30 protein-coding genes are annotated in these 23,585 nt (G+C 52.7%); 18 read left to right on the top strand and 12 right to left on the bottom strand.

Going from position 1 to position 23,585, the window contains the following annotated elements:
• Nucleotides 1-62 precede the first annotated feature (62 nt).
• Nucleotides 63-227 carry a hypothetical protein gene (locus BLR00_RS16670; protein ID WP_176759916.1) on the top strand — a complete coding sequence of 55 codons (165 nt, stop codon included), beginning with the start codon at nt 63-65 and terminating at the stop codon, nt 225-227.
• 268 nt (nt 228-495) lie between these two features.
• Here the strand turns inward: BLR00_RS16670 and BLR00_RS09550 are convergent, their stop codons facing one another.
• On the bottom strand, nt 496-1,644 hold the full coding sequence (locus BLR00_RS09550; protein WP_074632133.1) for a TIGR03118 family protein: 1,149 nt from the start codon (nt 1,642-1,644) through the stop codon (nt 496-498).
• A 419-nt stretch (nt 1,645-2,063) separates the two neighbouring features.
• Here BLR00_RS09550 and msrB point away from each other — a divergent pair, with 419 nt between their 5' ends.
• The gene (gene msrB / locus BLR00_RS09545) at nt 2,064-2,588 is read left to right on the top strand and encodes a peptide-methionine (R)-S-oxide reductase MsrB (protein WP_074632132.1); all 525 of its coding nucleotides are present in this window, start codon (nt 2,064-2,066) and stop codon (nt 2,586-2,588) included.
• 2 nt (nt 2,589-2,590) lie between these two features.
• The gene (msrA, locus tag BLR00_RS09540; RefSeq protein ID WP_074632131.1) at nt 2,591-3,286 is read left to right on the top strand and encodes a peptide-methionine (S)-S-oxide reductase MsrA; all 696 of its coding nucleotides are present in this window, start codon (nt 2,591-2,593) and stop codon (nt 3,284-3,286) included.
• A 153-nt stretch (nt 3,287-3,439) separates the two neighbouring features.
• Here the strand turns inward: msrA and BLR00_RS09535 are convergent, their stop codons facing one another.
• Nucleotides 3,440-4,201 carry a hypothetical protein gene (locus BLR00_RS09535; protein ID WP_074632130.1) on the bottom strand — a complete coding sequence of 254 codons (762 nt, stop codon included), beginning with the start codon at nt 4,199-4,201 and terminating at the stop codon, nt 3,440-3,442.
• 224 nt (nt 4,202-4,425) lie between these two features.
• Between BLR00_RS09535 and tmk the strand changes: the two genes are divergently transcribed.
• From tmk to BLR00_RS09495, 8 genes are all read left to right on the top strand, one after another.
• A complete protein-coding gene (tmk, locus tag BLR00_RS09530) occupies nt 4,426-5,043 on the top strand; it encodes a dTMP kinase (RefSeq protein WP_074632129.1) in 618 nt (205 codons plus the stop codon).
• Nucleotides 5,043-6,161 carry a DNA polymerase III subunit delta' gene (holB, locus tag BLR00_RS09525; protein WP_074632128.1) on the top strand — a complete coding sequence of 373 codons (1,119 nt, stop codon included), beginning with the start codon at nt 5,043-5,045 and terminating at the stop codon, nt 6,159-6,161. Before tmk ends, holB begins: the two co-directional genes overlap by 1 nt.
• Before the next feature lie 64 nt (nt 6,162-6,225).
• Nucleotides 6,226-6,990: a TatD family hydrolase gene (locus BLR00_RS09520; RefSeq protein WP_074632127.1), complete on the top strand. Its 765-nt coding sequence runs from the start codon at nt 6,226-6,228 to the stop codon at nt 6,988-6,990.
• Entirely contained in the window at nt 6,991-7,647 is a 657-nt protein-coding gene (locus BLR00_RS09515; protein ID WP_074632126.1) for an ankyrin repeat domain-containing protein, read from the top strand.
• Between the two features lie 271 nt (nt 7,648-7,918).
• Nucleotides 7,919-8,308 (top strand): VOC family protein, encoded by a 390-nt coding sequence (locus BLR00_RS09510; RefSeq protein WP_074632125.1) that lies wholly within the window; start codon nt 7,919-7,921, stop codon nt 8,306-8,308.
• A gap of 60 nt (nt 8,309-8,368) precedes the next feature.
• Nucleotides 8,369-8,971: an NAD(P)H:quinone oxidoreductase gene (gene wrbA, locus BLR00_RS09505; protein WP_074632124.1), complete on the top strand. Its 603-nt coding sequence runs from the start codon at nt 8,369-8,371 to the stop codon at nt 8,969-8,971.
• 107 nt (nt 8,972-9,078) lie between these two features.
• Nucleotides 9,079-9,822, top strand: a complete 744-nt coding sequence (locus BLR00_RS09500; RefSeq protein WP_074634241.1) for an SDR family oxidoreductase — start codon at nt 9,079-9,081, stop codon at nt 9,820-9,822.
• Between the two features lie 310 nt (nt 9,823-10,132).
• A complete protein-coding gene (locus tag BLR00_RS09495; RefSeq protein WP_074632123.1) occupies nt 10,133-10,822 on the top strand; it encodes an MgtC/SapB family protein in 690 nt (229 codons plus the stop codon).
• Between the two features lie 138 nt (nt 10,823-10,960).
• Here the strand turns inward: BLR00_RS09495 and BLR00_RS09490 are convergent, their stop codons facing one another.
• Together BLR00_RS09490 and BLR00_RS09485 are read right to left on the bottom strand one after the other, a co-directional pair.
• Complete coding sequence (locus tag BLR00_RS09490) at nt 10,961-11,224, bottom strand: hypothetical protein (RefSeq protein WP_074632122.1); 264 nt, start codon at nt 11,222-11,224, stop codon at nt 10,961-10,963.
• A gap of 143 nt (nt 11,225-11,367) precedes the next feature.
• The gene (locus BLR00_RS09485) at nt 11,368-11,625 is read right to left on the bottom strand and encodes a hypothetical protein (protein ID WP_074632121.1); all 258 of its coding nucleotides are present in this window, start codon (nt 11,623-11,625) and stop codon (nt 11,368-11,370) included.
• Between the two features lie 88 nt (nt 11,626-11,713).
• Here BLR00_RS09485 and BLR00_RS09480 point away from each other — a divergent pair, with 88 nt between their 5' ends.
• From BLR00_RS09480 to BLR00_RS09470, 4 genes are all read left to right on the top strand, one after another.
• Nucleotides 11,714-14,164, top strand: coding sequence for a choice-of-anchor D domain-containing protein (locus BLR00_RS09480; protein ID WP_074632120.1), 2,451 nt, complete (start codon nt 11,714-11,716; stop codon nt 14,162-14,164).
• Between the two features lie 115 nt (nt 14,165-14,279).
• Nucleotides 14,280-14,498, top strand: coding sequence for a hypothetical protein (locus tag BLR00_RS16835; RefSeq protein WP_218124362.1), 219 nt, complete (start codon nt 14,280-14,282; stop codon nt 14,496-14,498).
• Complete coding sequence (locus BLR00_RS17195) at nt 14,450-14,731, top strand: carboxymuconolactone decarboxylase family protein (RefSeq protein WP_371130372.1); 282 nt, start codon at nt 14,450-14,452, stop codon at nt 14,729-14,731. Before BLR00_RS16835 ends, BLR00_RS17195 begins: the two co-directional genes overlap by 49 nt.
• Nucleotides 14,732-14,842: 111 nt before the next feature.
• The gene (locus tag BLR00_RS09470; protein WP_218124319.1) at nt 14,843-15,265 is read left to right on the top strand and encodes an SDR family oxidoreductase; all 423 of its coding nucleotides are present in this window, start codon (nt 14,843-14,845) and stop codon (nt 15,263-15,265) included.
• A 52-nt stretch (nt 15,266-15,317) separates the two neighbouring features.
• Here BLR00_RS09470 and BLR00_RS09465 read toward each other — a convergent pair whose 3' ends face one another.
• From BLR00_RS09465 to BLR00_RS09450, 4 genes are all read right to left on the bottom strand, one after another.
• Nucleotides 15,318-16,604 carry an arsenic transporter gene (locus BLR00_RS09465; protein WP_074632119.1) on the bottom strand — a complete coding sequence of 429 codons (1,287 nt, stop codon included), beginning with the start codon at nt 16,602-16,604 and terminating at the stop codon, nt 15,318-15,320.
• A gap of 156 nt (nt 16,605-16,760) precedes the next feature.
• Complete coding sequence (locus BLR00_RS09460; RefSeq protein WP_074632118.1) at nt 16,761-17,258, bottom strand: arsenate reductase ArsC; 498 nt, start codon at nt 17,256-17,258, stop codon at nt 16,761-16,763.
• Between the two features lie 5 nt (nt 17,259-17,263).
• Nucleotides 17,264-17,740, bottom strand: coding sequence for an ArsI/CadI family heavy metal resistance metalloenzyme (locus BLR00_RS09455; RefSeq protein WP_074632117.1), 477 nt, complete (start codon nt 17,738-17,740; stop codon nt 17,264-17,266).
• Nucleotides 17,737-18,111: an ArsR/SmtB family transcription factor gene (locus BLR00_RS09450; RefSeq protein ID WP_074632116.1), complete on the bottom strand. Its 375-nt coding sequence runs from the start codon at nt 18,109-18,111 to the stop codon at nt 17,737-17,739. The genes BLR00_RS09455 and BLR00_RS09450 overlap by 4 nt, the downstream gene beginning before the upstream one ends.
• A gap of 215 nt (nt 18,112-18,326) precedes the next feature.
• Here BLR00_RS09450 and BLR00_RS17005 point away from each other — a divergent pair, with 215 nt between their 5' ends.
• Together BLR00_RS17005 and BLR00_RS17000 are read left to right on the top strand one after the other, a co-directional pair.
• The gene (locus tag BLR00_RS17005) at nt 18,327-18,986 is read left to right on the top strand and encodes an esterase-like activity of phytase family protein (protein WP_074632115.1); all 660 of its coding nucleotides are present in this window, start codon (nt 18,327-18,329) and stop codon (nt 18,984-18,986) included.
• Nucleotides 18,917-19,615 (top strand): esterase-like activity of phytase family protein, encoded by a 699-nt coding sequence (locus BLR00_RS17000; RefSeq protein WP_308811289.1) that lies wholly within the window; start codon nt 18,917-18,919, stop codon nt 19,613-19,615. The genes BLR00_RS17005 and BLR00_RS17000 overlap by 70 nt, the downstream gene beginning before the upstream one ends.
• 28 nt (nt 19,616-19,643) lie before the next feature.
• On the opposite strand, the gene BLR00_RS09435 is transcribed toward BLR00_RS17000, so the two are convergent.
• Genes BLR00_RS09435 through BLR00_RS09420 form a run of 3 tightly spaced genes read right to left on the bottom strand, consistent with a single transcriptional unit; the run spans nt 19,644 to nt 21,792 of the window.
• The gene (locus BLR00_RS09435) at nt 19,644-20,681 is read right to left on the bottom strand and encodes an NAD(P)H-quinone oxidoreductase (protein WP_074632113.1); all 1,038 of its coding nucleotides are present in this window, start codon (nt 20,679-20,681) and stop codon (nt 19,644-19,646) included.
• A 19-nt stretch (nt 20,682-20,700) separates the two neighbouring features.
• On the bottom strand, nt 20,701-21,315 hold the full coding sequence (locus BLR00_RS09430; RefSeq protein ID WP_143007638.1) for a hypothetical protein: 615 nt from the start codon (nt 21,313-21,315) through the stop codon (nt 20,701-20,703).
• A gap of 57 nt (nt 21,316-21,372) precedes the next feature.
• The gene (locus BLR00_RS09420; RefSeq protein ID WP_074632111.1) at nt 21,373-21,792 is read right to left on the bottom strand and encodes a hypothetical protein; all 420 of its coding nucleotides are present in this window, start codon (nt 21,790-21,792) and stop codon (nt 21,373-21,375) included.
• Nucleotides 21,793-22,013: 221 nt separating this feature from the next.
• Here BLR00_RS09420 and BLR00_RS16995 point away from each other — a divergent pair, with 221 nt between their 5' ends.
• Nucleotides 22,014-22,139 carry a hypothetical protein gene (locus BLR00_RS16995; protein ID WP_256324097.1) on the top strand — a complete coding sequence of 42 codons (126 nt, stop codon included), beginning with the start codon at nt 22,014-22,016 and terminating at the stop codon, nt 22,137-22,139.
• A gap of 52 nt (nt 22,140-22,191) precedes the next feature.
• On the opposite strand, the gene BLR00_RS09415 is transcribed toward BLR00_RS16995, so the two are convergent.
• On the bottom strand, nt 22,192-23,379 hold the full coding sequence (locus tag BLR00_RS09415) for a glycerol-3-phosphate dehydrogenase/oxidase (protein WP_074634240.1): 1,188 nt from the start codon (nt 23,377-23,379) through the stop codon (nt 22,192-22,194).
• Between the last annotated feature and the right edge of the window lie 206 nt (nt 23,380-23,585).

Below are 23,585 nucleotides of genomic sequence, written 5' to 3'. Positions count from 1 at the left end.
TGGTATTTTACCAATTAGAGTCTATAGTTAGATTGCTTGATGCTTGGTACTTCTTTGCAACCATGATCAGAAACCCCCGCACAAAACGATTCCTGTCCGTCACCCTGCTTATTCTGGGAGGTGTGCTGATGTTTCTCGCACCCGAAAACATCTGGATTGGTGCACTTCTTTTTGTCCTTGGAGTTGGCGTAGAAATAGCGGGACTGGTGCTCGGACATCGTAAATAAAACCTGCAACAGCGTAGTGCAATTCGCTTTCATGCTACGCAAGATGGATCAGGACCCATTTATTCCCGATTTGATATTCCGGCAGGCATAAAAAAACCCGAAACCGCATGAACGGCTTCGGGTTTATAGTTTCCACTTACAAAGGAGAGGAACTACTCATCCAACGATTTACATAATAAGCCTTTAGAAAATAAAGTCAAGTACCTTGCAATATGCAATGCGCAGCCTCGATTCTTGCAGTCTGAATATGCCGTACCATGCCGTACGCTTAGTTCTCCAGGATTCCTTCTATCCTCAAGGCACGGCGTCTGATCAGCAGCCCCAGCATTCCCAGCCCAACAAGCATCATCGCATAAGCCGAGGGCTCGGGTATCGGAGTCAGGACACCTAACACGCCATGGGTCTCATCGTTGGGACCCGCTGTGAAGTACAATAAATTACTACTCCCTGCCAACGCGCCGTTACCCGGCGAAATGGCCCACAAGCCATCGATCACAACGGGTTGATTGTTGACATCCAGCACTTGTCCCAGATACGCAAAAGTAGTCGAATCATAAATGTTGATGTGACCATCACCAAAATTGCCCACCAGCAAGTCACCCGCCATGGCGCTGAAAGAGGAGGGCGCAATCGCGAGTCCCCACGGCGCATCCAGGGTGCCATTTGATGCAACGCGCCCCTCAAAGACTCCATTCAAGCTGAATTTGTCGACAAAACCCTTTCCGAGTCCGGCAACCTCATCCTCCTTGGCAGCATCCTGCTCGGCATAAGCGACATAAAGCGATCCGTTAAGATTCTGGACATTAAAGGGAGCGTATCCATCCGGAATCCCCGAATCGATAAATGTTCCGGTCAAATTTGGCGCTGCGGAGGTACCTTTATAGACATCTATTGCACCGGTTTTGAAGTTGGCGGCATAGAGATAATCGTTTCCTGAAACGCTGCCAATCGCTACACCCTTATAGCTATTTGCTGCCGATGGCGGAACGATAGTTTCGGCCGGTACCAGACCGGTAGTACCCAATGCGGGGCGCCAACCGGTAACACTGCCAGTTTCACTCACGAACAGGAAGCGATTACCGTTAAACGATGCGCCACTGTTGAAGACTTGCCCGGTTACACCGGCACCGGTCGCAACAGTCAGCGCCTGCTGGATGGTTGTCTGGTCTGCTGGATTAACCCTGTACAGGGGGGATGTGCCCGTATGATTCGATGAAACCCAAAATGGACCTGTCGGAGCAAATGATAACCCCCATGCATTCTTGAGTCCGAGATCGGTGATTTGGCCTGGATTGGCGGCTGGATCATCGGTCACCAGGTTGGTTGCCATAAACGGACCAGCCCAAGCCGGAATGGCCAGAAGAGCAAAAATCGCACCTGTAACGAATGAAGGTAGACGGGATCGGATGTGTCGCATGATAGTTCTCCTAAAATAATTTACAAGAATTTCAATGCCACGTGCAGGTTCTCCCTTCCCGGCGTAGTTGGGTTCTCTACCCTTTTCCTGGCGCAAACCAGGAAGCTTTATGACTCGCAATTTGCAGTGAAAACACTTTGCAAATTACGAAACCTTTTTTTGGGTGAGTATTTCACATATAACATGATTAATGTTAGGGAATTGTTCTTTTTCCGTTGAGATTTCGTGAAGTTAAAAGGAGACTCAAAAATAATCCAGAATGAATAATTTTATTTGTTGTTAGTATTAAAAACAGGTATTCTGAAACCGACTTGCAGCCCTGAGGGAAGTCAACTTCTCCAGAACCATACCGCCCCATCAGTAGTCAAAGTTTTTGATAATACCCGGAGGCTACAAGGGAGTTTGTGTGAGGAGAATTCATGAACAGACGCGCCGCACTTCAAAGTCTCGCCACGCTGGCCACGCTGCCGTTACTTTCGGCATGCTCCCGTAGTAAAACAGCCGGGGACACATCCAGTGCAATCAAAATTAAACCCCTGAACAAGTCGCATGAAGAGTGGCGCGGGCTGGTTTCGCCCGCAGCCTATCAAGTGCTGTTCGAAGAAAATACCGAGCCGCCGGGGAGTAGCGCACTGAATAAGGAAGATCGCAAAGGCACTTACCTCTGCGCCGCGTGCTACCTGCCGCTGTTCGATAGCGCAAATAAATACGAAAGCGGCACGGGATGGCCCAGTTTTACGCAACCTGTTACAGGGCATATTGGTACGGCGCGCGACTTCAAGATGATTTTGCCGCGCACTGAATACCACTGTGCGCGTTGCAGCGGCCATCAAGGTCATGTGTTCCAGGATGGGCCGCTTCCCCGCGGCGAGCGCTGGTGCAACAATGGGGTCGCCCTTAAATTTGTACTAAGGGGTGCGCCGCTACCGGCACTCAGGAGCTGACGATGGATGCCCGGATTCATCCTGCCCATCGCCATCATGTCCGCCCGATGCGCAGCGGCATGCTGTTGCCACTCGCGATATTGATCGCCGCGCTAGCCGCATGCGGACAACCGGACACGCGCACGGATACACGCGGAAAGCTTGTAAACACTGATCTCCCCTCCGGATCACCAGCGGGTATCGCCACCTTTGCCGGGGGTTGCTTCTGGTGCACCGAAGCGGACTTCGACAAGGTGCCGGGTGTGATATCCACGACATCAGGCTATATTGGCGGCAAGACCGTCAATCCAACCTATAAACAGGTATCGGGAGGAAAAACCGGGCATATCGAAGCGGTACAGGTGCGTTTTGATCCCGCAAAAACCAGTTTCTCCAAGCTGTTAACGGCGTTCTGGCCCACCATCGACCCGCTTACGCCCAACCGCCAATTCTGCGATGACGGCTCGCAGTACCGCAGCGCGATCTTCTATCACGATGCCGATCAGCAGCGGCAAGCCGAAGCATCCAAAGTAGAGCTCGCTGCTTCCGGCCGTTTTACGCAACCCATCGTAACCGAAATATTGCCCGCCACCACATTTTATCCGGCGGAGGAGTACCACCAGGATTATTATATTAAGAACCCGATCCGCTATTCGTACTACCGCAGCAACTGCGGCCGTGACGCACATCTGGCTGAAGTGTGGGGCATTACACGATAATATAATTGATTAGGCGCGCAGCCGTACCAACGTCATACCGGCAAAAACCGGTATCCAGTGGCGTTCAAGGCATGCCGTTGTTCGTGGACAGGATTCCGGGTCAAGCCCGAAATGAGAAACGCCTGGTATTCCTGCGCCGGATCCAATAGCAACTTAGCGGACGGGGTTTAAAACCGATTCTGAAGCAGGTGGGGTTGGAACTTGGCCTGGATTCAAATTCTTAGCCGCGTCGCGTCGTGCCCTCAGTTCTGCTGTATCCAAATCCAGGATCTGCGGATCATTAGCGCGAAGATCTTCAACTTGAGGCTCTTTGGTTTTGGGCTCGCTGGCCTTCAGATCTTCAGCCTTTGAGTCCTTAGCCTTCGCGTTTTTAACCTTCGGATCTTTAGTTTTCGTGGGCTTTGTCTTCGTATCCGTGACGCTTTCCGGCGCCTGTGTGGTCCTTGAATCGCTGCCCCGCGCGTATTGAGCCCTCAGGTCGTTGCTGATGGCAGTATAGCTACGATATTCATTTTGCAATTGCGATTGCAGCTGCGCGTATTGATGGCTGACAGATGTGCGGGCATTTTCCAGATGGCGTAATTTTTCTTCCAGCAGGCGCCTGTTATGCGAACTGTTTTTTGCTTCAACCGTCTTGGCGGCCAGGGAGACATCCTGAATTTTTTGATTCAGTTGCTTGACTAATTCAGCCATATTATTGGCGGCGGTGCTATAACGTCGATAGTGCAATTCCATCTTCTCGAGATCCGTCATGGGTTCGCTGGCAGAGCGGGATAACTCCGGTGCCTCCTTCACCGCCACATGCGATTCCGCTGGCCCGGCATAGGCTGTGGATAGGCAGATGCCGGATATAAATAGTGTCAACACCATCAAATCGATGTACCGGGTCAATGAGCTTCTGCGATTGTAAGCCATGGTTAAGCTCCTGAATACTTTTGTCTTTCTTTGAAAAATGGTGTAAATCTACGGCAGCGGTTATGGTTTCTCCAAGTATGATGGTATACCTGCTTAGCAAAGATTTTCAATTATAATCTGGTGTCATGACGATTTCCCTCGCATTGAATTCCCGGCAAAATCAGTTGGAAACGATTGCCGCTTTTGAATATAAGCTAAACTGCGTTAGATAATAATGAACGACAATGATCCCCGGTAAATTCATCACGCTCGAAGGCATAGACGGTGCGGGCAAAAGTACCCATCTCGGCTGGCTTGAAAACATTTTTCGGAGCAGGGGGAAAACCGTCGTCGTGACGCGCGAACCGGGGGGTACCCCTCTGGGTGAGGCGTTACGCGAACTCCTGCTCGACGATAACGGGACAATGCACGCCGAAACAGAGGCGCTGCTGATGTTCGCGGCACGGCGGGAGCATTTGGACAAGGTGATTCTGCCGGCTCTGGCTCGGGGCGACTGGGTGATTTCAGATCGTTTCACCGATGCCAGCTTTGCGTACCAGGGAGGAGGTAGAGGTTTGGCTATGCAGAAGCTCGACAGTCTGGAACAATGGGTGCAGGGAGAATTTCAACCTGACCTCACATTTTATTTCGATGTAACCGTCGAATTAGGCAGGCAACGGATAAGTGTCATCAAGCCGGCTGACCGATTCGAAAAAGAACACGATGCATTTTTCCGGAAAGTACGAGACGCTTATCTGGAAAGGGCGCATAAATTTCCCCGGCGCATAAGCATTATAGACGCAAATCAGCCTCTGGAAGAAGTTAAGAAATCACTTGATAAAATCATCTCAACAATTTGTTAATGAATAATATTTACTCATGGCAAAAAGAGACATGGCGAATATTGACGCAAGACAGCGCGTCCCTGGGCCATGCCTTATTGCTAAGAGGCAGGCAAGGTATCGGCAAGCTTGTATTTGCACGCCAGCTGGCAAAATTCTGGCTATGCGAGAATCCGTCGATTGAAGGGTATGCGTGCGAAAATTGCCAAAGCTGCAGATGGTTTGAGCAAGGAAGTCATCCGGACTTTCGCCTGATAGAACCTGAAGCGATGACGGCAATGGCGGAATCGTCCGATGGCGGTTCAGGTGAGGATAACGCCGATGCAGGGACAGGTGCTGAAATGGAACCCCTCGCAGCCTCCGCCGGGGAATCCGGCAGTGCGAAATCCAGGAAGAAACCCAGCAAACAAATCAGTGTTGCGCAAGTTCGTGACGTTACCGATTTCATTAATATATCCAGCCACCAGAACGGCTACAAAGTTGTCCTGATTCATCCGGCGGAAACAATGAACCCTGCCGCCGCCAATGCCTTGCTGAAGAATCTGGAGGAGCCGCCGCCGCTGACATTGTTCATTCTGGTAACGCACCACGCGCAACATTTGCTGCCGACCCTGCGCAGCCGGTGCCGTCAAATCCCCATGCCGGCGCCTGATCCCGCAACCGCGGCTGCCTGGCTTGAACAGCAGGGGGTCAAAGACCCCGCGACGTGTCTGGCTTCCGCAGGCTACACACCGCTGGCCGCGCTGGAATTCAACGACGACGATTATCTTGCGCGGCATGAGGCATTCATCAGGCAAATCAGCGTGCCGGGAAACTTTAACCCGATCATGCTGGCCGAGGAAATGCAAAAGCTGGATTTGCCCACACTGGTCAACTGGCTGCAGAAATGGTGCTATGATTTGATGAGTTTTTGCACCACCGGAAAAGTCCGCTACCATCTGAATATGCTTACCACCATAAAATCGCTGTCATTGGAAATCGACCCGCGCGCACTGGCAGCCTACTTGCGCACCTTGAATGCAACGCAACGGCTGGCGCGCCATCCCCTCAACCCCAGGTTATTTCTGGAGGAAATGCTGTTTTCCTACGTGATGTTGATTGCCCCCGCGTCTCCCGGCCGAAACAGGCATCGTGATTGAGGGAGATTGTCCAGGGGAATGCGCCGGTTGCCCGGATACTTGCGATATTTGCTTAGGATAAATCATGTTTGTTGATTCCCACTGCCATCTTGATTTTCCGGATCTTGCCGGCAATCTCAATGAACTGCTGGATAACATGCGGGAGAACGATGTCAGCCACGCTCTTTGCGTGAGCGTTAATCTGGAAGATTTTCCCCGCGTGCTGGCGCTGGCGGAAGCCCATTCCAACCTGTTTGCCTCTGTCGGCGTTCATCCCGATTATGAAAACCTGGCCGAGCCGCAAGCGGCGCAACTGGCATCTCTGGCTAATCACCCCAAAGTCATCGCCATCGGTGAAACCGGACTGGATTATTTTCGCCTGAAAGGTGATCTGGAGTGGCAGCGGGAGCGTTTCCGTCAACATATCCGTGCGGCACGGCAATGCGGCAAGCCGCTCATCATACATACCCGCGAAGCCGCGGCGGATACACTGCGCATCATGGCGGAGGAGGGCGCGGATAGCGTCGGCGGGGTGATGCATTGCTTTACGGAAAGCTGGGAAGTTGCGCAACAAGCGATGGAAATGAATTTCCATATTTCTTTTTCGGGCATTGTCACTTTCAAGAATGCCCTTGCTCTCAAGGATGTCGCCAAAAGAATCAAACTGGAGAGAATGCTGATAGAAACCGATTCGCCTTATCTCGCGCCCGTGCCTCATCGCGGCAAGATGAATCAACCCGCCTTTGTACGGCACGTTGCGGAAGAAATAGCGGTATTGCGCAATATCGGCGTGAATGAAGTCGCTTCCGCCACTTCAGCTAATTTTTTCAACCTTTTCAAGGCCGCCTGAATGAGGAATGCGTCAAGAAAATCCTTTTCCCTGGCTTGCATTCTGCTCGCCGCCAGTTTGTGCCAACCGCCGGTTGCCGCGGCGGGAGTCTATGAAGACTTGCGCTCGGCAGTGGAAAACGATCAAACCTCGGAAATAGCAAAGCTGCTGGCCCGGGGCGCCGATCCCAACACACCCGATGAGCGGGGGAATACGCTGCTGATGGTAGCCGTCCGGCATAAAAATGCCAAGCTGGTCGATCTTTTGATCGACGCCGGCGCCCGGCTCAATCTGCGCAATAAGTATGGTGAAACCGCCATTATGCTTGCCAGCTACAATGGCCTTTACAATATCGTGGAGAAACTTTATGTCAAGGGTGCCGAGATCAATCATGCGGGATGGAATCCCTTGCTGTATGCCGCAACTACCGGGCATCCGAAAATTATCCAGTTATTATTGGATGGAGGCGCGGCGATCAATTCCACATCCGAGAACGGGACAACCGCATTAATGATGGCGGCAAGGGGAAATCACACCGACACCATCAAAGTCCTGTTGAAAAACGGAGCAGACCCCAATATCCGCAATGAGTCGGGCGGAACCGCGCTGAAATGGGCGGTGAGCAGGGAATATCTTAACGCTGCCGAATTACTGAAAAGCGGCGGAGCCAAGGAATAGCGAATAATGGCTCTGGCCGATTTTCCATATGATGAATAGAACAAAAGCGCAGCCCATCACTGGGCTGCCTGCAAACCTCTTGCAGCAGCAATTGTGCCGACATTTTGGTTGAAGTAAGTCGGGTTGGCAAAGCGTAACCCGGCCATAATCGACGAAAAGCAGACAGGAAGTGATTGCCGGGGATTAAGCTTGTTAACCGGCACCACATGAATGGTGCATAGGCATAATAATGACTTTTCCGTCTTTTGTGCATCAACTATCGGGAATCTCTATGACCACAATCGGCTTCAACCATTTCAATCTGCGCGCCCCGCGTGAACTCATGGATGAACTTAAAGCGTTCTATTGCGACATAGTGGGCCTCGAACAAGGCCAGCGGCCGGATCTTGGGACCCCTGGCTACTGGCTTTACGCCGGTAATCAATGCGTTCTTCACCTGAGCCAGACAAAGCCGGATGAAACGCGCCTCACACACACCCCAACCACCTTTGATCACGTGGCGTTCACCTGCACCAACCGCGCGGAAATGGAAGCGCACCTGAAACGGCATAACATTTCATTTACGACGGGCCAGGTACCCTCGATGGGGATCACTCAATTATTCCTTAAAGATCCGGCAGGAAACGGCGTGGAATTGAACTTTGCCGAGAGGGCCTCCTGATACTTCTATTTCTTGTGACCATACTCAATGCATCAGTACATTCTAAAACGGAGACATGACATGACAAAAATTCTTGTTCTTTATTACAGTATGTACGGTCACGTCGAAACCATGGCGGGAGCGGTAGCCGAAGGTGCGCGCGGTGTGGAGGGCACTGAGGTTACCATCAAGCGCGTGGCCGATCTGGTGCCGGAAGAGGTGGCGCGAAAAGCAGGCGCCAAACTCGATCAGACGGCACCTATTGCCACGGTAGACGAATTGCCTACGTACGATGCCATCATCTTCGGCACACCCACCCGTTTTGGCAACATGTGTGCGCAGATGCGTAATTTTCTCGACCAGACCGGCCGGTTGTGGCTAAGTGGCGGTCTGGCCGGCAAGATCGCCAGCGTGTTCACCTCCACGGCCACGCAACACGGGGGGCATGAAACCACGATTACGTCTTTTCATAGCACCTTGCTGCATCAGGGCATGATTATTGTGGGCGTTCCCTATACCTGTCAGGAACTGCTTAACATGGATGAAATTACCGGCGGATCGCCGTACGGTGCAGGGACGCTGGCTGGTGCCGACGGCAGGCGCCAGCCCTCGGAAAATGAGTTGAAAATTGCCCGTTTTCAGGGAAGGCATGTGGCGGAGATTGCGAAGAAACAACGTGCATAGGTATAAGGGAGTAGGAAGGAAATAAGGTTCCAGCATCTGCCATCACGCAGGAACGTAAAGAACGTTGAGTGCGTTGATTAGGCAAGATGCCCTCCAGAGTCACTGAAATGAAGAAACCACTTCAGGATAAAGTTGCCATTATCACCGGCTCGTCGCGTGGCATCGGCGCCGAGATTGCACGTACGCTGGCCGGCGCGGGAGCGAAAGTCATTGTCAACTATCTTGGCAACCGGAAGGCTGCCGAAGCCGTTTGCGCCACGATAGCGGAAGCAGGGGGCGAGTCGCTCCCGGTCAGGGCGGACGTCAGCAATTCGGCTGAAATGCGCAAACTTTTCGATGCTGCAATCGAACACTTCAGCCGCGTGGATATTCTCGTCAACAATGCGGGCGTGCTTATTTCCAGGAACATGGCCGAGATCAGCGATGAGGACTTTGACCGGATTTTGAATATCAATGTCAAGAGCGTTTTTTATGCTTTACGCGAGGCATCAACGCGGCTTGCGGATGGCGGCCGGGTGGTCAGTCTGTCCAGCACTGTTACCCGGCTGATGCTGCCAAATTATGGTGCTTACGCAGCCAGCAAAGGTGCCGTGGAGCAACTGACGCGCGTCTTCGCGAAGGAGCAGGGCGGGCGTGGTATTGCTGCCAATATTGTTTCGCCAGGGCCGGTGAATACGGAAATGTTTACCACCGGCAAAAGCGAGGAAACGATCAAGCGCATGGCGGGCATGTCATTTGTTGGCCGTGTGGGGGAGCCGGAAGACATAGCCCGGGTAGTCCTTTTTCTGGTAAGTGACGACGCCGGCTGGGTTACGGGACAGAACATCAGCGCCAGTGGCGGAGTGGCGTGATCCGAAATCGGCTCGCCAGATCTGAATCGTAGAAAAAAAGAATTCGCGGGAATCCCTATTGCTGTCTGGTGGAAAAAATAGCGCTTATCCGAAACGTAACGTTTTATTGCCTTAGCAGTCTACCGGACTTAAAGAATCGAAGCGAGAAAGTGGTTGAACGAGGGCAGATTTTGACGATTTTGAAGGCCCATAGTTGTTCTATTGACTGAAAAAGCGGCGAAATATGGATTGGTCAGATGCTTTTGCAGCCGATTTTCTTTAAGTCCGACAGGCTGCTAGGCCACCGGGGTCCAATAACTTGGAGGCTGGTATGAGTGCTGAATATTCCGTCATCACCCTGCATCTGGTGGGTGCACTCATTGCGGGAGGGATCATCGGCTTCGAGAGAAGCCTCCACGGTCATCCCGCCGGTTTCCGAACTCACGCGCTCGTATGTCTTGCGTCCAGTCTGCTGATGCTGGTGGCGCTGTATGAATGGATGTGGCTTCCCGGCATGCCGGCAGGGAGCGTACGGACAGATCCGACCCGAATGGCCCAGGGAATCATGACAGGCATAGGCTTTCTTGGCGCTGGAGTGATTTTCAAGGAAGGTTTAAGCATCCGCGGATTGACAACCGCCGCTTCCATCTGGATCACGGCCGCGATTGGCATACTGATGGGTATAGGATTTTATTTTCCGGCCATTGTAGGAACCATTCTCACACTCGGTATTCTCACTTTGTTTCAACTGATTGAAGATCGGGTTCCCCTGCAGTCATATGCCCAATATTACGTCAGCTTCGACAGGAACAACGTGATGCTGGAGCAAGAAGTTAAGAACCTTCTGATTAATCATGGATTTACCGTTGCAAATACAAGTTATCGCATTACCCAAGCCGGATTATTCGAATATTGCATGGATATTCGAACGACCAATCCTGACAATGCATCCGCTCTTGCAGAAGCGTTGCGTACGCTGGAAATGGTTCGCGAGTTTCGTATCTCGACGACTGGCGGCTAACAGCGGCAAGACATTCCACCATGCCACCGTTGCCGATTTTCACTAAGCATAAAAAAAGAGATTCCGAAGAATCCCTCTCCTCGGTAGAAAAACTACCGAAGCACAATATTTATCCTTTCGACTCCTTGGCTTACGCTTTCAGACTACTAAATAAACCCTGTCTGATCCAGCCCTCTCTATGGCGGTGAGCCCCTGGGATTTCACTCTATCCATGGTCAGGCAAAAATCCCGCATTTCCATGCAATCAAACGCCCATTCTCCCACTTCGGATTCATCTATCGCGTCTTCCATTGTCGAGGCGGCGGCATCCCAGTGACCGTGCGCAATTTCCACCAAAGCTATTTTGCATCGCGTCACTTGTTCCGGCGGTGCCGTCATCAAAATCTCTAGCATCGTTTTCATGATGACCTCCGTACTTAAAATCCCCCTCCTTAAAGAACTTTGACTATCATTTTCTGAAGAAGTGCGAAGTAGGGGATGGAAATTATCCTCATGCTCTGCAATCAGGGGTAGGCCAACAGTCGTGCCATCAGCCACCATTGCGGTCACAGCAGAGCCAATCGTACATTCATGTCCAGATCAAACCGTCCATATGGGTTCACGTGCTCCCATATCTGCGGAGTCAACGCAGCATAGTCGCGGAGTGTGAACCTGCTTTGCCGGTAAGGCTGCGTCAACACCTCACCGTTCTTGCCTGAAATCCTTGACCAGGAGCAGAGTTCTGCACGTTGCAATGCGTGATAGAACAAGGTGGTGAATGGCATGATCGCGCTTTCCTTGACTGATTCTTGGATGCGCTTCATTGACAATTTGTATTGATGATCTAAGGTGGTATTAACCCTTCAGCGTTTTCGTTCCGCTGGATTTCAGAATCCCTAAAAGGAGTTTGACATGGAAACAGGAAAGGTCTACCCCCCTCGCTATAGCGGATTTATCGTCATTCGAATCGCACAGGAAGCCGCTCCTGCGAGTGAGTCGATAAAATCGTTACGATCGTTTGCCGCTGAGTGCAAATTGCATGGTATCGAGAAACTGCTTGATTTGTATGAAATCAAAGAAACACGGCCCGTGATACGCGCGTTGCCACCGAAAAAGATATTTGAACTCGAAAAACAGGCGGCTCAAACCGAACTACCGCCATTACATAGCCTCACTTCTTACTGGAAACTCGATGTTCGCCATTCTCCTGAAAAATCGGAAGAGATCATAAAACGTTTCAGTGCCCTCAATGAAGTGGACGTTGCATATCGCGAATTGGAGGCTACGGATCCTGCAGTTAACCCGGCTGACGATCCTTATAATGCCAATCAAAATTACCAGGACGCAGCTCCTGTTGGAATCGACGCACGCTGGGCCTGGACTCAACCGAACGGGGAAGGCAATGGTGTTGGATTTGTTGACTTGGAACAAGGCTGGTTTCTGAATCACGAAGATTTTTCAAGTAAATCCCCCACGCTTTTGTACGGTGATAACCACGATGGCGTGGATGGGTATGTGGGTAATCACGGAACTGCAGTGCTGGGCGAAGTGATTGCTGACGATAATACGGTGGGTGTTGTCGGGATCGCCCCCTCGGTATTGTCGGTCAATGTAACAAGTCACTGGGATACCGCCAGCAGCTCGTCAGGGCACGTAGCTGACGCGATTGCGGGTGCTCTGCCGACGCTGCAGATTGGTGACGTATTATTGCTGGAGATTCAGAAAGGTCTTTTACCTACTGAAACCGATGACGCAGATTTCGACGCGATACGGCTCGCCGTGGCGCTCGGAATCGTTGTAGTGGAAGCAGGGGGAAATGGTTCTTTTGATCTGGACAGCTATACAGATGGAGGCGGCAATTTCGTACTTAATCGAGGGAGCGCTGATTTCAGGGAATCAGGGGCAATTGTGGTGGGTGCCGCTCTTTCACCTTTGCCTCACAATCGCGCAAATTTCTCGAATTTTGGTAGCCGCGTCGACTGTTATGCCTGGGGTGAAAACGTTGTAACTGCAGGTTATGGGGATCTCGACAATGGCGGTGGTGATAACGATAAGACGTATACCGCGGGCTTTAATGGCACTAGCTCGGCATCGCCTATTATTTCAGGAGCGGCGCTCATTGTTCAGGGCATGAACAAGGCAAATAATGGTTATTCGCTATCGCCTCTCGAGATGCGCGCACTGTTGTCAGATCCAGCTACGGGTACTGCCCAAGGCGGGGGTGTACCTGGCAACATTGGTGTGATGCCAGATTTACGTTCGATAATTGAAACAATTCTACCGAGACTGGTCACGGTGATCGCAGATAGCGGTGACTTTGGCGAGGTATGCATCGGGGCCTTTCAGGATATGGTCCTGAGCTTGAGTAACAGCGGTGGCAATATGCTTGCCGTAACCAACATTACCTCCTCTTCTGCTGAGTTCCTTGTTCCGAGCGTATTGTCATATCCCATCACCATTGAGGCAGGAAACGCTATTGAAGTACCCATCCGGCTACAACCGAATAGTCCCGGTCCAAAAGCGGAAACTATTACTGTGTTCAGCAACGATCCAAACAGTCCGAAATCTGTGGAGATATCAGGAGCAGTAGGGGCGCCAAGGTTGGTTGCGATAATCGCGAATGCAGGCAATTTTGGTAATGCATGCATCGGATCTTTTGTCGATGAGATGGTGACCTTAAGCAATAGCGGCCATTGCACACTCACAATAACCAGCATCACTTCCTCTTCTGCCGAGTTCCTTGCCCCCAACGTCCTGGCGTATCCAATCGCTATAGCGGCTGGCGGTTCCTTGCAGGTGCCTATTCGGTTTGAACCAAATAGCTTCGGCCCAAGGGCGGCCATGATCACGATCAAAAGTGACAATCCGGCAGGCGCAAAGACCGTCGCCGTCTCCGGGAATGCGCCTTCCGGAAAGCTCGTCGTCACCGGCTCTACATGCATCGGGGGCGTGAAGGCATGTTGCCTCGGCGAGCGTACCATCTCCATCTGCAACGTAGGCGACTGCAAACTATACGTGACAAGCGTTGCATTCAAGCGCAAAAGCAAGCACTGGAAGCTGATCAATAATCCCTTCCCGGCGACGCTAGTGCCCGGTTCGTGCCTGAGCGTCTTGATCCGGTACAAGGCAACTGAGAAATGCCCGCGATGCTGCGAACTGGTCATCATGAGCGATGATCCAGAGATCCCTGTGAAAACGCTCGATGTTATGGCTTACACGATCTGGAGCGATTGCGAGTGCAGCGATTGCCGTAAGGGGTGTTGCGAGAAACACCATGATGGATCTTGTATTGCCCAGGGTATCGACGCCTGTTGCGATGATGAGAGTCATGGCCATGAAGATGATGACGATGACGAAAGCTGACACCGCTTATTTTGTAGCTCACTCTGCTCGCCGGCTTGTCGTTATCACGCAGGTGTTGAGCGGCCGGGCCGGTGAGCTTATTCGTTAGCCTTGTACATACACGTAAGGAGATGCCATGTCAGAAAGAATCAATCTTGGTAAATCCGCTCCAGCGCTTTACCAGGCAGTCATTGGCCTTGAGAAGCTGGCGACCGAGGCCGTTGCTTCTGCAAGCATCCCGGAGGTTTTGCACATCTGTTGCGCCTTCGTGCATCTCAACTCAACCAGTGCGCATTCTGTATCAGGATGCATACTCGAGATGCCTTATCCAGTGGCGAGTCAAGCGATCGCATAAGCATCTTACCGGCCTGGCGGGAAACCGCGTATTTCACCGAAAAGGAACGCTCATCATTGGCACTGGTAGAAGCCATTACACTGATCTCTGACGGGCAAGTGCCAGATGCCATCTATGAGCAAGCCGCAGCCAATCTGTCAAAAGATGAAATATCGGCTGTCGAGTGGCTTTCGGTAGTCATCAATGCCTGGAATCGCATTGCCATTTCCAGCCGTTATCCTGTGAAAGCGTAAGCATGGCTAACCTTCTAACAGGCAAAATGGAAAAATATACGATGAACTATTTTTTAGCTGTATTCCTGGGCTTGACCGGGGTTCTGTTTACCTATCAATTTCCGCGGAAAGATGGCCCAGGAAAAGCTGATCAAGGCATCCAAGGTTCCCTACACGATCGTCCGCTCGACGCAGTTCTTTGAGTTCTTGGGTGACATCGTCGCTCTAGCGGAAACGGATGGACAAACGGTTCACCTGTCACCTGCTCTTATGCAGCCCATCGCCTCGGATGACGTGGCTGCCGCGATGGCCGACGCCACGCTGGGGGCGCCGGTCAACGGCACCGTCGAGATAGCTGGTCCCGAGCGGGCACCTCTTGCCGAAATTGTCCAGCGATTCTTGAGTGCAAAGCACGACGCACGCAAGGTAATCGCAGACGTCCACTCACGTTACTCCGGTGCGGAATTGAACGATCAATCCCTTGTCCCCGGCGACAACGCGCGCATCGGCCCGACAAGTTTTGAGGCATGGCTCCAGTCCAAGCCCCAAAAGTAAATGCTTATTTGATACTTCTCTAATATCTCCCTCATAGCGCATGCTCACGTCTTCATTGCTCGGACAAACGTAATGCCAGCGCCGCCAGTGTAACAAGCAATACCGGCGTGGTAAGTATTATCCCTACCTTCAAATAATAGCCCCAGGTAATCCTCATGCCCTTGCGTGCCAGAACATGAAGCCATAGCAAAGTTGCCAATGAACCGATAGGCGTGATCTTGGGGCCCAGGTCGCAGCCAATCACATTGGCGTAGATCATTGCGTCTTTGACCGCACCTGTTGCATTTGTGGCATCAATGGCAAGCGCCCCAAGCAGCACCGTTGGCATATTGTTCATGACTGAGGACAATAGCGCGAAAAGAACGCCCGTTCCGAACGCGGCTCCCCATATCCCTCCCTGTGCAAAGTAATCGAGCAGCCTGGTGAGATAGTCGGTAAGCCCCTCATTGCGCAGCCCATAAACGACGAGGTACATGCCAAGAGAGAAGATTACGATCTGCCAGGGGGCCTCCCGAAGTACCTTGCGGGTACTAATGACATACCCATGCGCAGCCACGATATATAGAAGTACGGCACCGCCAGCGGCCACCGCGCTGATAGGTATCCCAAGCGGTTCGAGTCCAAAAAATCCGACCAGTAACAGCACGAGCACCACCCAGCCCATGCGGAATGTGGTCCCGTCCCGAATGGCATCATTTGGCCGTTTAAGCTGATTCACGTCATAGCGTGCCGGAATACTTTTACGAAAATAGAGCAATAACACCGCCAGAGCGGTGGTGATGGCAGCGATATTCACCGGAAGCATGATGGCGGCGTACGCCTTGAAACCGATCTTGAAAAAATCGGCTGACACGATATTGACCAGGTTGGAAACGACAAAGGGGAGGCTGGCAACATCGGCGATGAAACCTGCCGCCATTACGAACGCGAGAGTCGTTCCCGGATTGAATCCCAACGCCAGGAGCATCGCCATTACGATAGGCGTGAGGATCAGGGCCGCGCCATCATTGGCAAATAAGGCAGCAACTGACGCTCCAAGCAGGACGATCAAGGCAAATAGCATGCTGCCATGTCCACCGCCCAACCGTGCCACGTGCAGGGCCGCCCATTCGAAAAAACCGGCTTCATCCAGCAGCAAACTGATGATGATAACGGCGATGAAGGTAGCCGTTGCATTCCAGACAATCTGCCAGACTGTTAGGATATCGGCGAGATGGACCACGCCGGATAGCAGCGCCACCGAGGCCCCGAGCGTAGCGCTCCAGCCGATTCCGAGCCCGCGCGGTTGCCAGATCACCAGAATAATGGTGACAAGAAAAATCAGTAAGGCGACAAGCATGTCATTCTCCCTTTAAACGGGTCAACCGCTCACGGTGACTAGCAGGCTTTAGCAGCTGAGTCTGAAACAGAACGGGCTAAACGGTGTGTCGGGGAGTCCGGGGGGTGGAGTTTGCCAGAAGCGATATTCAGTAATATTTCAGGATTTGACGCGACCTTATTGCGTTTCACCGATCGCCTGCAGCTCCTGCTGCATAGCCATGCGGGTAACCGCGCCGGGGTCGAGATTTACAAGAAGGTTAATGCGCCGCTGTAGTACCGAGAAGGCGTGGAGAAAGGCGGCCCGCTTGGCATCACTATCGCCAGCTCCTCCCGCCGGATCTTCCACGCCCCAGTGTGCCGTAACAGGTTGCCCAGGCCAGACTGGACACACTTCCCCTGCGGCCTGGTCGCAGACCGTAATGATGATGTCCATTTTCGGCGCCTCGGGCTTGGCAAATTCATCCCATGCCTTGCTCCTGAGTCCTTCGGTTGGAAGGTGATTTTTCTCCAGAAGCTCAAGCGCATAGGGATTTACCTTGCCCGTTGGAAAACTTCCAGCACTGTAGGCGCGGAACCGGCCTTGTCCGGACGCATTGAGATAAGTTTCGGCAAGAATGCTTCGTGCAGAATTACCAGTACACAGAAACAAGACATTGAGGGGGCGAATGGTCATGATCTTTAGCAGCAGCTTGCGCGCTTCGGGGTGGCTTTAATTAAATTGGGCTTGGGGGCGCAGCATGCGGCCCGTTCAGCGACAGGTTCTGCGGCTTTGGGCATATCCATCCCATAAATCTCGACCGCGCCGAGCGTATGATAGGTTTCCCAGGCAATACCCTGCGGGTCGGTGATCCAATATTTATCCGAACGCGCATAGCAGCATTCCGAGAGTGGCTGATCAAGCGCGGCAATCTCCGCATTGGCTACTTTCTGGCGCAATTCGTTCAGCTCCTCATCTGAATCGACTTGAAACCCCAAATGGTCCAGCCCGGTTTTTGCGCTACGGTTCGAGATAGCAAAATTAATCCGCGGATCCTCGATCATCCATTTTGCGTAATCAGGTTTTGCTACCGTAGGAGGCACTCCGAATACTGCGGAGTAAAAGCGGATGCTGGCTTCAAGATCATCAACGGCAATGTGAGCGTGAAAACGTTTCATGATTGGCTCCTTGTAGATTTAGGGTTGGATTGCGGCGGACAGCATCCTCCAAGAGCGGTTTCAACCACGGTAAGGCACTCCTGCGGCATACCCTGACAACAATTCTGGGTGAGAAAGGTCATGATTGCAGCCATACGCTCGAAATTGGCCGTGTAGTAGATAAACCGGCCTTCCTGGCGCGATGAAATCAGCCCTGCGTGATAGAGCTCCTTCAAGTGAAACGATAGCGTGGCGGGCGCGACTTTCACCTCTTCACCGATCTGCCCCACAGGAATCCCTTCTGGTCCTATCTGTACCAGGAGGCGAAATATCGAAAGGCGCGTTTCCTGGGCTAGTGCGGCAAGGGCAATGACTGCTTCTTTTGTTTCCATAGTTCTATAATCATCGAATTATTAGGAAAAGTCAAGTAAGCGGCCCTCAGTTCTTTAATTATCTTTCTGAATGAAGGTGCAACGGGCGGTATCTGGTCAGACAGCTCGCTCCCCGCTGGACGGTTTGATCTGGGACATGACTCCCATCACATAACTGACATCTGGAGGGTCTAAAATACCTATCCAGATCTCAACCTGGAACGAGGACTTCCGCAATGGATTTCATTCGAAAAACGTGTGCCGTCGTATTTGCCGCCAGCTTATTTGCCGCCAGTATCACCACGCCGGTCTACGCAGTCGATTTCTCAGTAAATTCCAGACTGAGTTATCTGGGTCAACAAATCATCCCTACCGGGACAACCTTCAATGGCACCACCGTGGATGGTCTTTCTTCCCTGGATTACAATCATGGCACGGGTCGATACCTTGCCATCAGCGATGACCGCAGCAATATCAATCCAGCCCGTTTTTATGAATTGAGCCTGGATCTCGAAAAATTTCGACGCTCATCCGCTCCCGGCCAGGACGGCGTAAGCTTCAATACGGTTACCACCATTCAGAAAGCGGGTGGCGGCGCCTTCGCCGCCAACACGGTGGACCCCGAGGGCTTACGCTTCGATCCCGCCCGCAACAGGACCTACTGGAGCAATGAAGGCCAGCGCAGCGGGGCTGGATTTCAGAATCCTACTGTACGCGAGATGAACATGGATGGCAGTCAGGTGCGCGATTTTGCCGTACCCATCGCTATCATCCTTCCGGCTCTGCTGCCGGACTTGCCGCAGGTGACAAGGGCGTTCACAACAACCTGGGCTTCGAGAATCTGGCTATTTCAAAAGACGGCAACACCTTGTATACCGCCACCGAGAATGGTCTGACCCAGGACAGCTTGCCGGCATCCATTTCCAGCGGCTCCCGCTCGCGCATCCTGTCCTTCGACATCGCAACAGGACAATCAAAGGCCGAGTATATTTATGATGTGTCGCCGGTCGCCATCGCGCCCGTTCCGGCAGATCTGTTTGCCACCAACGGGCTGACCGATTTTATCGTGGTTGGCGATCGCCAGTTCATTACGATCGAGCGCTCTTTTGCGGTGGGCGCCCAGACGCCTGGCACACCGGTCACCGGCAATACCATTCGCCTGTTCTACGCCGATGCGCGGAACGCCACCGATGTTTCCGGCTTGGAATCGATTTCCGGTCAAAACATCAATGCCGTGACCAAAACCCTGCTGCTTGACCTATCCGACCTGAAGCATGACGACGGCACTCCGCTGGCACTCGACAACATCGAAGGCATTACCTTCGGCCCGAAAATCAACGGCATGGAAACTCTGATTCTCGTGTCGGACAACAACTTCAACAACGCACAATTTACTCAGTTCGTTGCCTTGCAGATAACCGCGGTACCTGAGCCCGAGACGAATGCCATGCTGCTTGCCGGGCTGGCGCTGGTGAGCATAATTGTCCATCGCGGGCAATCGATGGCTGCTCCATCGAATCCATAGAGAATAGGGGACATTCCCGAGTGGTGTATTACAAACCGCGATCCGCATGCTGAGCAGTGGTCGTCAAAACAATCTTGCCAATATGCGTGCCGGATTCCATCAACGCATGCGCCTTGGCCGCTTCCTCCAACCTGAAGACCTTGAATATCAGGGGTTTTAATTTTCCCTCATTCAGCAAAGGCCAGACTTGGCATTCCAGTTCCCTAGCAATCAGGGCTTTCTCGGAAACGCTGCGGGATCGCACCGTCGACCCCGTATGCGTAAGACGCTTGGCTAGCATGGTCATCAGATTCAACTCCTTCGCAGGACCATTCTGGACCCCAATTTGTACAATACGGCCATTCAGCGCAGCCGCCTTGTAATTCCGGGCGACGTAGTCGCCGGCGATAATATCAACGATGACATCGACACCTTTGCCGCCAGTGAATTTCTTGGTTTCTTCGACAAAATCCTGTGTGCGGTAATTGATCGCGAGATCGGCGCCCAGCGCCAGACAGGCCTCCCGCTTCTCTTCCGAGCCAACGGTCACCAGCACAGTCGCGCCAAATGCCTTGGAGAGCATTGTAGCGGTCGTGCCGATGCCCGAGGAACCGCCATGAATCAACACCGTTTCGCCGCCTTTGAGCCCGCCTCGCTGAAATACGTTAGTCCAAACCGTAAAAAAAGTCTCCGGCAAGGCCGCTGCTTCCACCATGCTGAAGCCTTGCGGCACTGGCAGTGCATTGCTTTCATGCACGACGCAGTATTCAGCGTAACCGCCACCCGCGACGAGTGCGCATACCTCATCATCCAACTTGAAACGGACCATTCCATGGCCCAGCGCGGCAACCCTTCCGGCAACTTCAAGCCCCGGAATCTCCGAAACGCCCGGCGGCGGGGGATACAACCCGCGCCGCTGCACAATGTCAGGACGATTGACGCCGGACGCCTCCACCCTGATCAGGATCTGTCCGGTTGCGGGTTGGGGGATCGGGTGTGAGACAGGCACCAGCACTTCCGGCCCTCCGGGGTGCCGGATATCGATAGCCAGCATGGTGTGTCGACCGAAGGTTGGGAGGAGGGCCATCTACAGCAGCCGCTACTTATTATTGGGCAGGTGGCTGCGGAGCCACTTGCTCCCAGCCATTCGGGCAATCCTTGACATACGGGTAATAGCCTTCTAATGCTCTGCAATAATACCAATAGTTGAGTGGTGGCTGCGTCGAGCGCTGCATATCGTCTTGTGGCGGCATGTCTTGTCGCTGTATGTATACTGGCGGTGCCGCAGGCACGGTTACCACGGGTGGATACGGGTAATAAGGCGGCCCATAACCATAACCGCCATAACCCAGGCTATACCCAAGTCCATACCCTAGCCCTAATCCCAGCCCGTATCCGCCAAAACCAAATCCGAGGCCATAACCATAACCGCGATAGAAACCTCTTGGGCCACGATAGTAGCCAAATCCACCCCCACGATAGAAACCGACGCCACCGCCCCGATAATAACCTACACTTCCACCGAAATGCTCTCCACCCCCATAATGCATCCCTCCGGGATGTCCGCCACCACCATGCCCCCAGCCTCCGCCCCCCATGTGCCCGCCACCGCGAAATCCCCCACCTCCGCCTCCACCCCCACCACCCCGCGCCCATGCAGAAGTGCCAGAAATCAATCCAAACAGGATAAGGACAAGGCACATCCATTTGATCTTTTTCATTCACGCCTCCGGTTCGCACGAATAGTTGAGCTGCTGAGTCAGGTATTTATGGATAAACTACCTCAGCCAGAATCCGCCGACTTTTCCGTCCTTTAGGGCCATGAATACAAGCACATCATCATTGCCGTCCTTGAACTCCAACTTCCAGACGTAAACCTCGAATCCCTGCTGATTCAGCCTGGTCAAGAACGTAGTGGTGGTGCCCTGCGTGAGACGAGAGGCGAGGGATTGGTTAATACTACTGAGCATTTCCCGTGTCATCCCAGCTTGAAACGCTTCATCTCCGGGTGCTACGAAATCCGGTAAGAAGTTGGCCCGAATAGCTGAAATCATGCTTTTCATGGTTCTTTCAACGGGCTGCGGCGCCTCTGCGGGCTGTGGTACCTGCGCAAACGCCGTGGGGGAGGCGATCGCAAGAAAAAGCATAGCGGAGATAATCAGGCGATTTGCGGAGAGTAGTAAAAGAGGCAGGCACATGAGATTCTCCATGGAACAAATTTAAAAGAATGAGTATAGGGAATAACGGTTGAACCAGCACTTGGTGGACAAATACTCAGGAGCGATTTACAACATTGTGCCTTTGTTTTATAGATCTTAAAATTCAAAATAGCCAGCCGCCATAAGAAATCCCGGCAGTTAACGGACCCGATTTCCGGATAATAATTTGGGATGCAGCCTGCGGTAAAAAGGAGCGGGTGATGAGTGAGATGAAGCACAAGAATTTTGCGGATGAATGCAAGGCCAGCATGGTACTGGAAGCGCTCCGAGGCATCAGGACGGTAAACGAGATTGGCCAGGAACTGGGGTCCATCCGGCGTAAGTAGATTATGGACGAAGAAACCGCAGGCTGGGGCTTCGCCGCCACGGCTGATCGATTCAAGTCAACTTCAGATGACGGGTATCCGCAACCATTTCACGCACCGGCAGCACGTCCGCCAGATGCGCCATTACCCGCTCGGCGGTCAAGCGGTACGTTGTCAGTTTGCCGCCATACACGGTAAGGAGGCGGGGGCGATTCCGCCGATCGGATTGCAAAACTGTTTCGCGTAAACGCGCATTGACGGATACCGCACTACTTTCAGTTCCGTCTCCGCTTGAGGGCAAAACACGCAAACCCGCAGTGGCTCCAAGAATGGGTAACCCGGATCGATAGCGTGGAAAATAGTGCGAGAGCGTTTCCATCAGATAAGCAATCTCCTGCGGCAGCGGTCTGACATCCGCCGGGTCACCCTGATAGATGGATTCGGTTGTACCCACCAGTATATTTCCTTGCCAGGGCATCACAAATACCACCCGTTCGTCTTGTGCTTCGACATAATAGATCCCTTGCGTGAGCGTGCCCGGCACCATGATGTGGGTGCCTTGGACCAGTTCGATTTTGAGCTGAGGAGGGGCTGGCGTAATCCGGCTCAATACCTGCCGCACCCACGGTCCGGCTGCATTGACCAGCACCGCCGCCCTGCATGTTTCAATGGTTCCGTTGTGCCGGTACTCGATTGTGTTGTACCGGTCATCAAGATGGGCGCCGGTAAATGTGGCGGGCATTTTCAATTGCGCGCCCATCCGCTGCGCCGAACGCATGACCGCACGAGTCAGTGCCGCATCATCGGTCTGCGCATCGTTATACTGAAACACGGCTTCAAGGTGAGCCGTGTCCAACCCATCCAGGCGCTTCCACTGGTCTTGCGGTACGCGGCGAAAGCGCGTTGCCGGATGCAAACCACCCAGCACCGCATAAAGACTCAATCCTGCGCGCAATAGCCAGGGGCGGCGCGTGGTGTCCTGATATACCGGAATGTAAAATGGTTTAAGCTCAATCAGTTGTGGCGCAAGCTCGAGCAGCAGGGTGCGTTCACGCAAGCATTCGCGCACCAGCGAAAATTGCCTGCTTTCCAGATAGCGCAGCCCGCCGTGAATGAGCTTGCTGGAGCGGCTGGAGGTGCCACTTGCGATCCCGGTCTGCTCGAGCACCATCACCGAAAAGCCTCGCGCTGATGCCGCTTGGGCAATACCCGCACCGTGGATGCCGCCACCGATGACGACTACGTCGTAGGTTTCCGTCATTTGCTTGTCAGGAGCGTCCGAATTTCTTGCAAAGCCTACCTGCATCTTTCCGTCAGAGCAAATAAAGCAGAAAATGGATTTCTGATGGAGTTGACTGTATCGTAGCGCTATCGAAAATATAACCCGAATGTTTCATAAATTTGCGTGATGATCTCACAGGATCTTGTTTTGTAGTGGGATTCTGTGAAAGAGTGGCGTAGTTATTC

The organism is Nitrosospira multiformis, assembly GCF_900103165.1.
GTDB classification, from domain to species: Bacteria; Pseudomonadota; Gammaproteobacteria; order Burkholderiales; family Nitrosomonadaceae; genus Nitrosospira; species Nitrosospira multiformis_D.
Note: the sequence above shows the minus strand (reverse complement) of the source record. Positions and strands in the feature narration are given on the sequence as shown.

What these genes read in the sequence shown, in the direction of transcription:
- BLR00_RS09485 (WP_074632121.1), bottom strand. Translation starts at nt 11,625, where the DNA reads ATGAAGCGCATCCAAGAATCAGTCAAGGAAAGCGCGATCATGCCATTC.
- BLR00_RS09515 (WP_074632126.1), top strand. Translation starts at nt 6,991, where the DNA reads ATGAGGAATGCGTCAAGAAAATCCTTTTCCCTGGCTTGCATTCTGCTC.
- holB (WP_074632128.1), top strand. Translation starts at nt 5,043, where the DNA reads ATGAATAATATTTACTCATGGCAAAAAGAGACATGGCGAATATTGACG.
- msrB (WP_074632132.1), top strand. Translation starts at nt 2,064, where the DNA reads ATGAACAGACGCGCCGCACTTCAAAGTCTCGCCACGCTGGCCACGCTG.
- BLR00_RS09435 (WP_074632113.1), bottom strand. Translation starts at nt 20,681, where the DNA reads ATGGCCCTCCTCCCAACCTTCGGTCGACACACCATGCTGGCTATCGAT.
- wrbA (WP_074632124.1), top strand. Translation starts at nt 8,369, where the DNA reads ATGACAAAAATTCTTGTTCTTTATTACAGTATGTACGGTCACGTCGAA.
- BLR00_RS09455 (WP_074632117.1), bottom strand. Translation starts at nt 17,740, where the DNA reads ATGAAACGTTTTCACGCTCACATTGCCGTTGATGATCTTGAAGCCAGC.
- BLR00_RS09535 (WP_074632130.1), bottom strand. Translation starts at nt 4,201, where the DNA reads ATGGCTTACAATCGCAGAAGCTCATTGACCCGGTACATCGATTTGATG.
- BLR00_RS09415 (WP_074634240.1), bottom strand. Translation starts at nt 23,379, where the DNA reads ATGACGGAAACCTACGACGTAGTCGTCATCGGTGGCGGCATCCACGGT.
- BLR00_RS16995 (WP_256324097.1), top strand. Translation starts at nt 22,014, where the DNA reads ATGAGTGAGATGAAGCACAAGAATTTTGCGGATGAATGCAAGGCCAGC.
- BLR00_RS09520 (WP_074632127.1), top strand. Translation starts at nt 6,226, where the DNA reads ATGTTTGTTGATTCCCACTGCCATCTTGATTTTCCGGATCTTGCCGGC.
- BLR00_RS09495 (WP_074632123.1), top strand. Translation starts at nt 10,133, where the DNA reads ATGAGTGCTGAATATTCCGTCATCACCCTGCATCTGGTGGGTGCACTC.
- msrA (WP_074632131.1), top strand. Translation starts at nt 2,591, where the DNA reads ATGGATGCCCGGATTCATCCTGCCCATCGCCATCATGTCCGCCCGATG.
- BLR00_RS09460 (WP_074632118.1), bottom strand. Translation starts at nt 17,258, where the DNA reads ATGACCATTCGCCCCCTCAATGTCTTGTTTCTGTGTACTGGTAATTCT.
- BLR00_RS17195 (WP_371130372.1), top strand. Translation starts at nt 14,450, where the DNA reads ATGCATACTCGAGATGCCTTATCCAGTGGCGAGTCAAGCGATCGCATA.
- BLR00_RS09510 (WP_074632125.1), top strand. Translation starts at nt 7,919, where the DNA reads ATGACCACAATCGGCTTCAACCATTTCAATCTGCGCGCCCCGCGTGAA.
- BLR00_RS16835 (WP_218124362.1), top strand. Translation starts at nt 14,280, where the DNA reads ATGTCAGAAAGAATCAATCTTGGTAAATCCGCTCCAGCGCTTTACCAG.
- BLR00_RS09420 (WP_074632111.1), bottom strand. Translation starts at nt 21,792, where the DNA reads ATGTGCCTGCCTCTTTTACTACTCTCCGCAAATCGCCTGATTATCTCC.
- BLR00_RS09500 (WP_074634241.1), top strand. Translation starts at nt 9,079, where the DNA reads ATGAAGAAACCACTTCAGGATAAAGTTGCCATTATCACCGGCTCGTCG.
- BLR00_RS09430 (WP_143007638.1), bottom strand. Translation starts at nt 21,315, where the DNA reads ATGAAAAAGATCAAATGGATGTGCCTTGTCCTTATCCTGTTTGGATTG.
- BLR00_RS16670 (WP_176759916.1), top strand. Translation starts at nt 63, where the DNA reads ATGATCAGAAACCCCCGCACAAAACGATTCCTGTCCGTCACCCTGCTT.
- BLR00_RS09465 (WP_074632119.1), bottom strand. Translation starts at nt 16,604, where the DNA reads ATGCTTGTCGCCTTACTGATTTTTCTTGTCACCATTATTCTGGTGATC.
- BLR00_RS09550 (WP_074632133.1), bottom strand. Translation starts at nt 1,644, where the DNA reads ATGCGACACATCCGATCCCGTCTACCTTCATTCGTTACAGGTGCGATT.
- BLR00_RS09450 (WP_074632116.1), bottom strand. Translation starts at nt 18,111, where the DNA reads ATGGAAACAAAAGAAGCAGTCATTGCCCTTGCCGCACTAGCCCAGGAA.
- BLR00_RS09490 (WP_074632122.1), bottom strand. Translation starts at nt 11,224, where the DNA reads ATGAAAACGATGCTAGAGATTTTGATGACGGCACCGCCGGAACAAGTG.
- BLR00_RS09480 (WP_074632120.1), top strand. Translation starts at nt 11,714, where the DNA reads ATGGAAACAGGAAAGGTCTACCCCCCTCGCTATAGCGGATTTATCGTC.
- BLR00_RS09470 (WP_218124319.1), top strand. Translation starts at nt 14,843, where the DNA reads ATGGCCCAGGAAAAGCTGATCAAGGCATCCAAGGTTCCCTACACGATC.
- BLR00_RS17005 (WP_074632115.1), top strand. Translation starts at nt 18,327, where the DNA reads ATGGATTTCATTCGAAAAACGTGTGCCGTCGTATTTGCCGCCAGCTTA.
- tmk (WP_074632129.1), top strand. Translation starts at nt 4,426, where the DNA reads ATGATCCCCGGTAAATTCATCACGCTCGAAGGCATAGACGGTGCGGGC.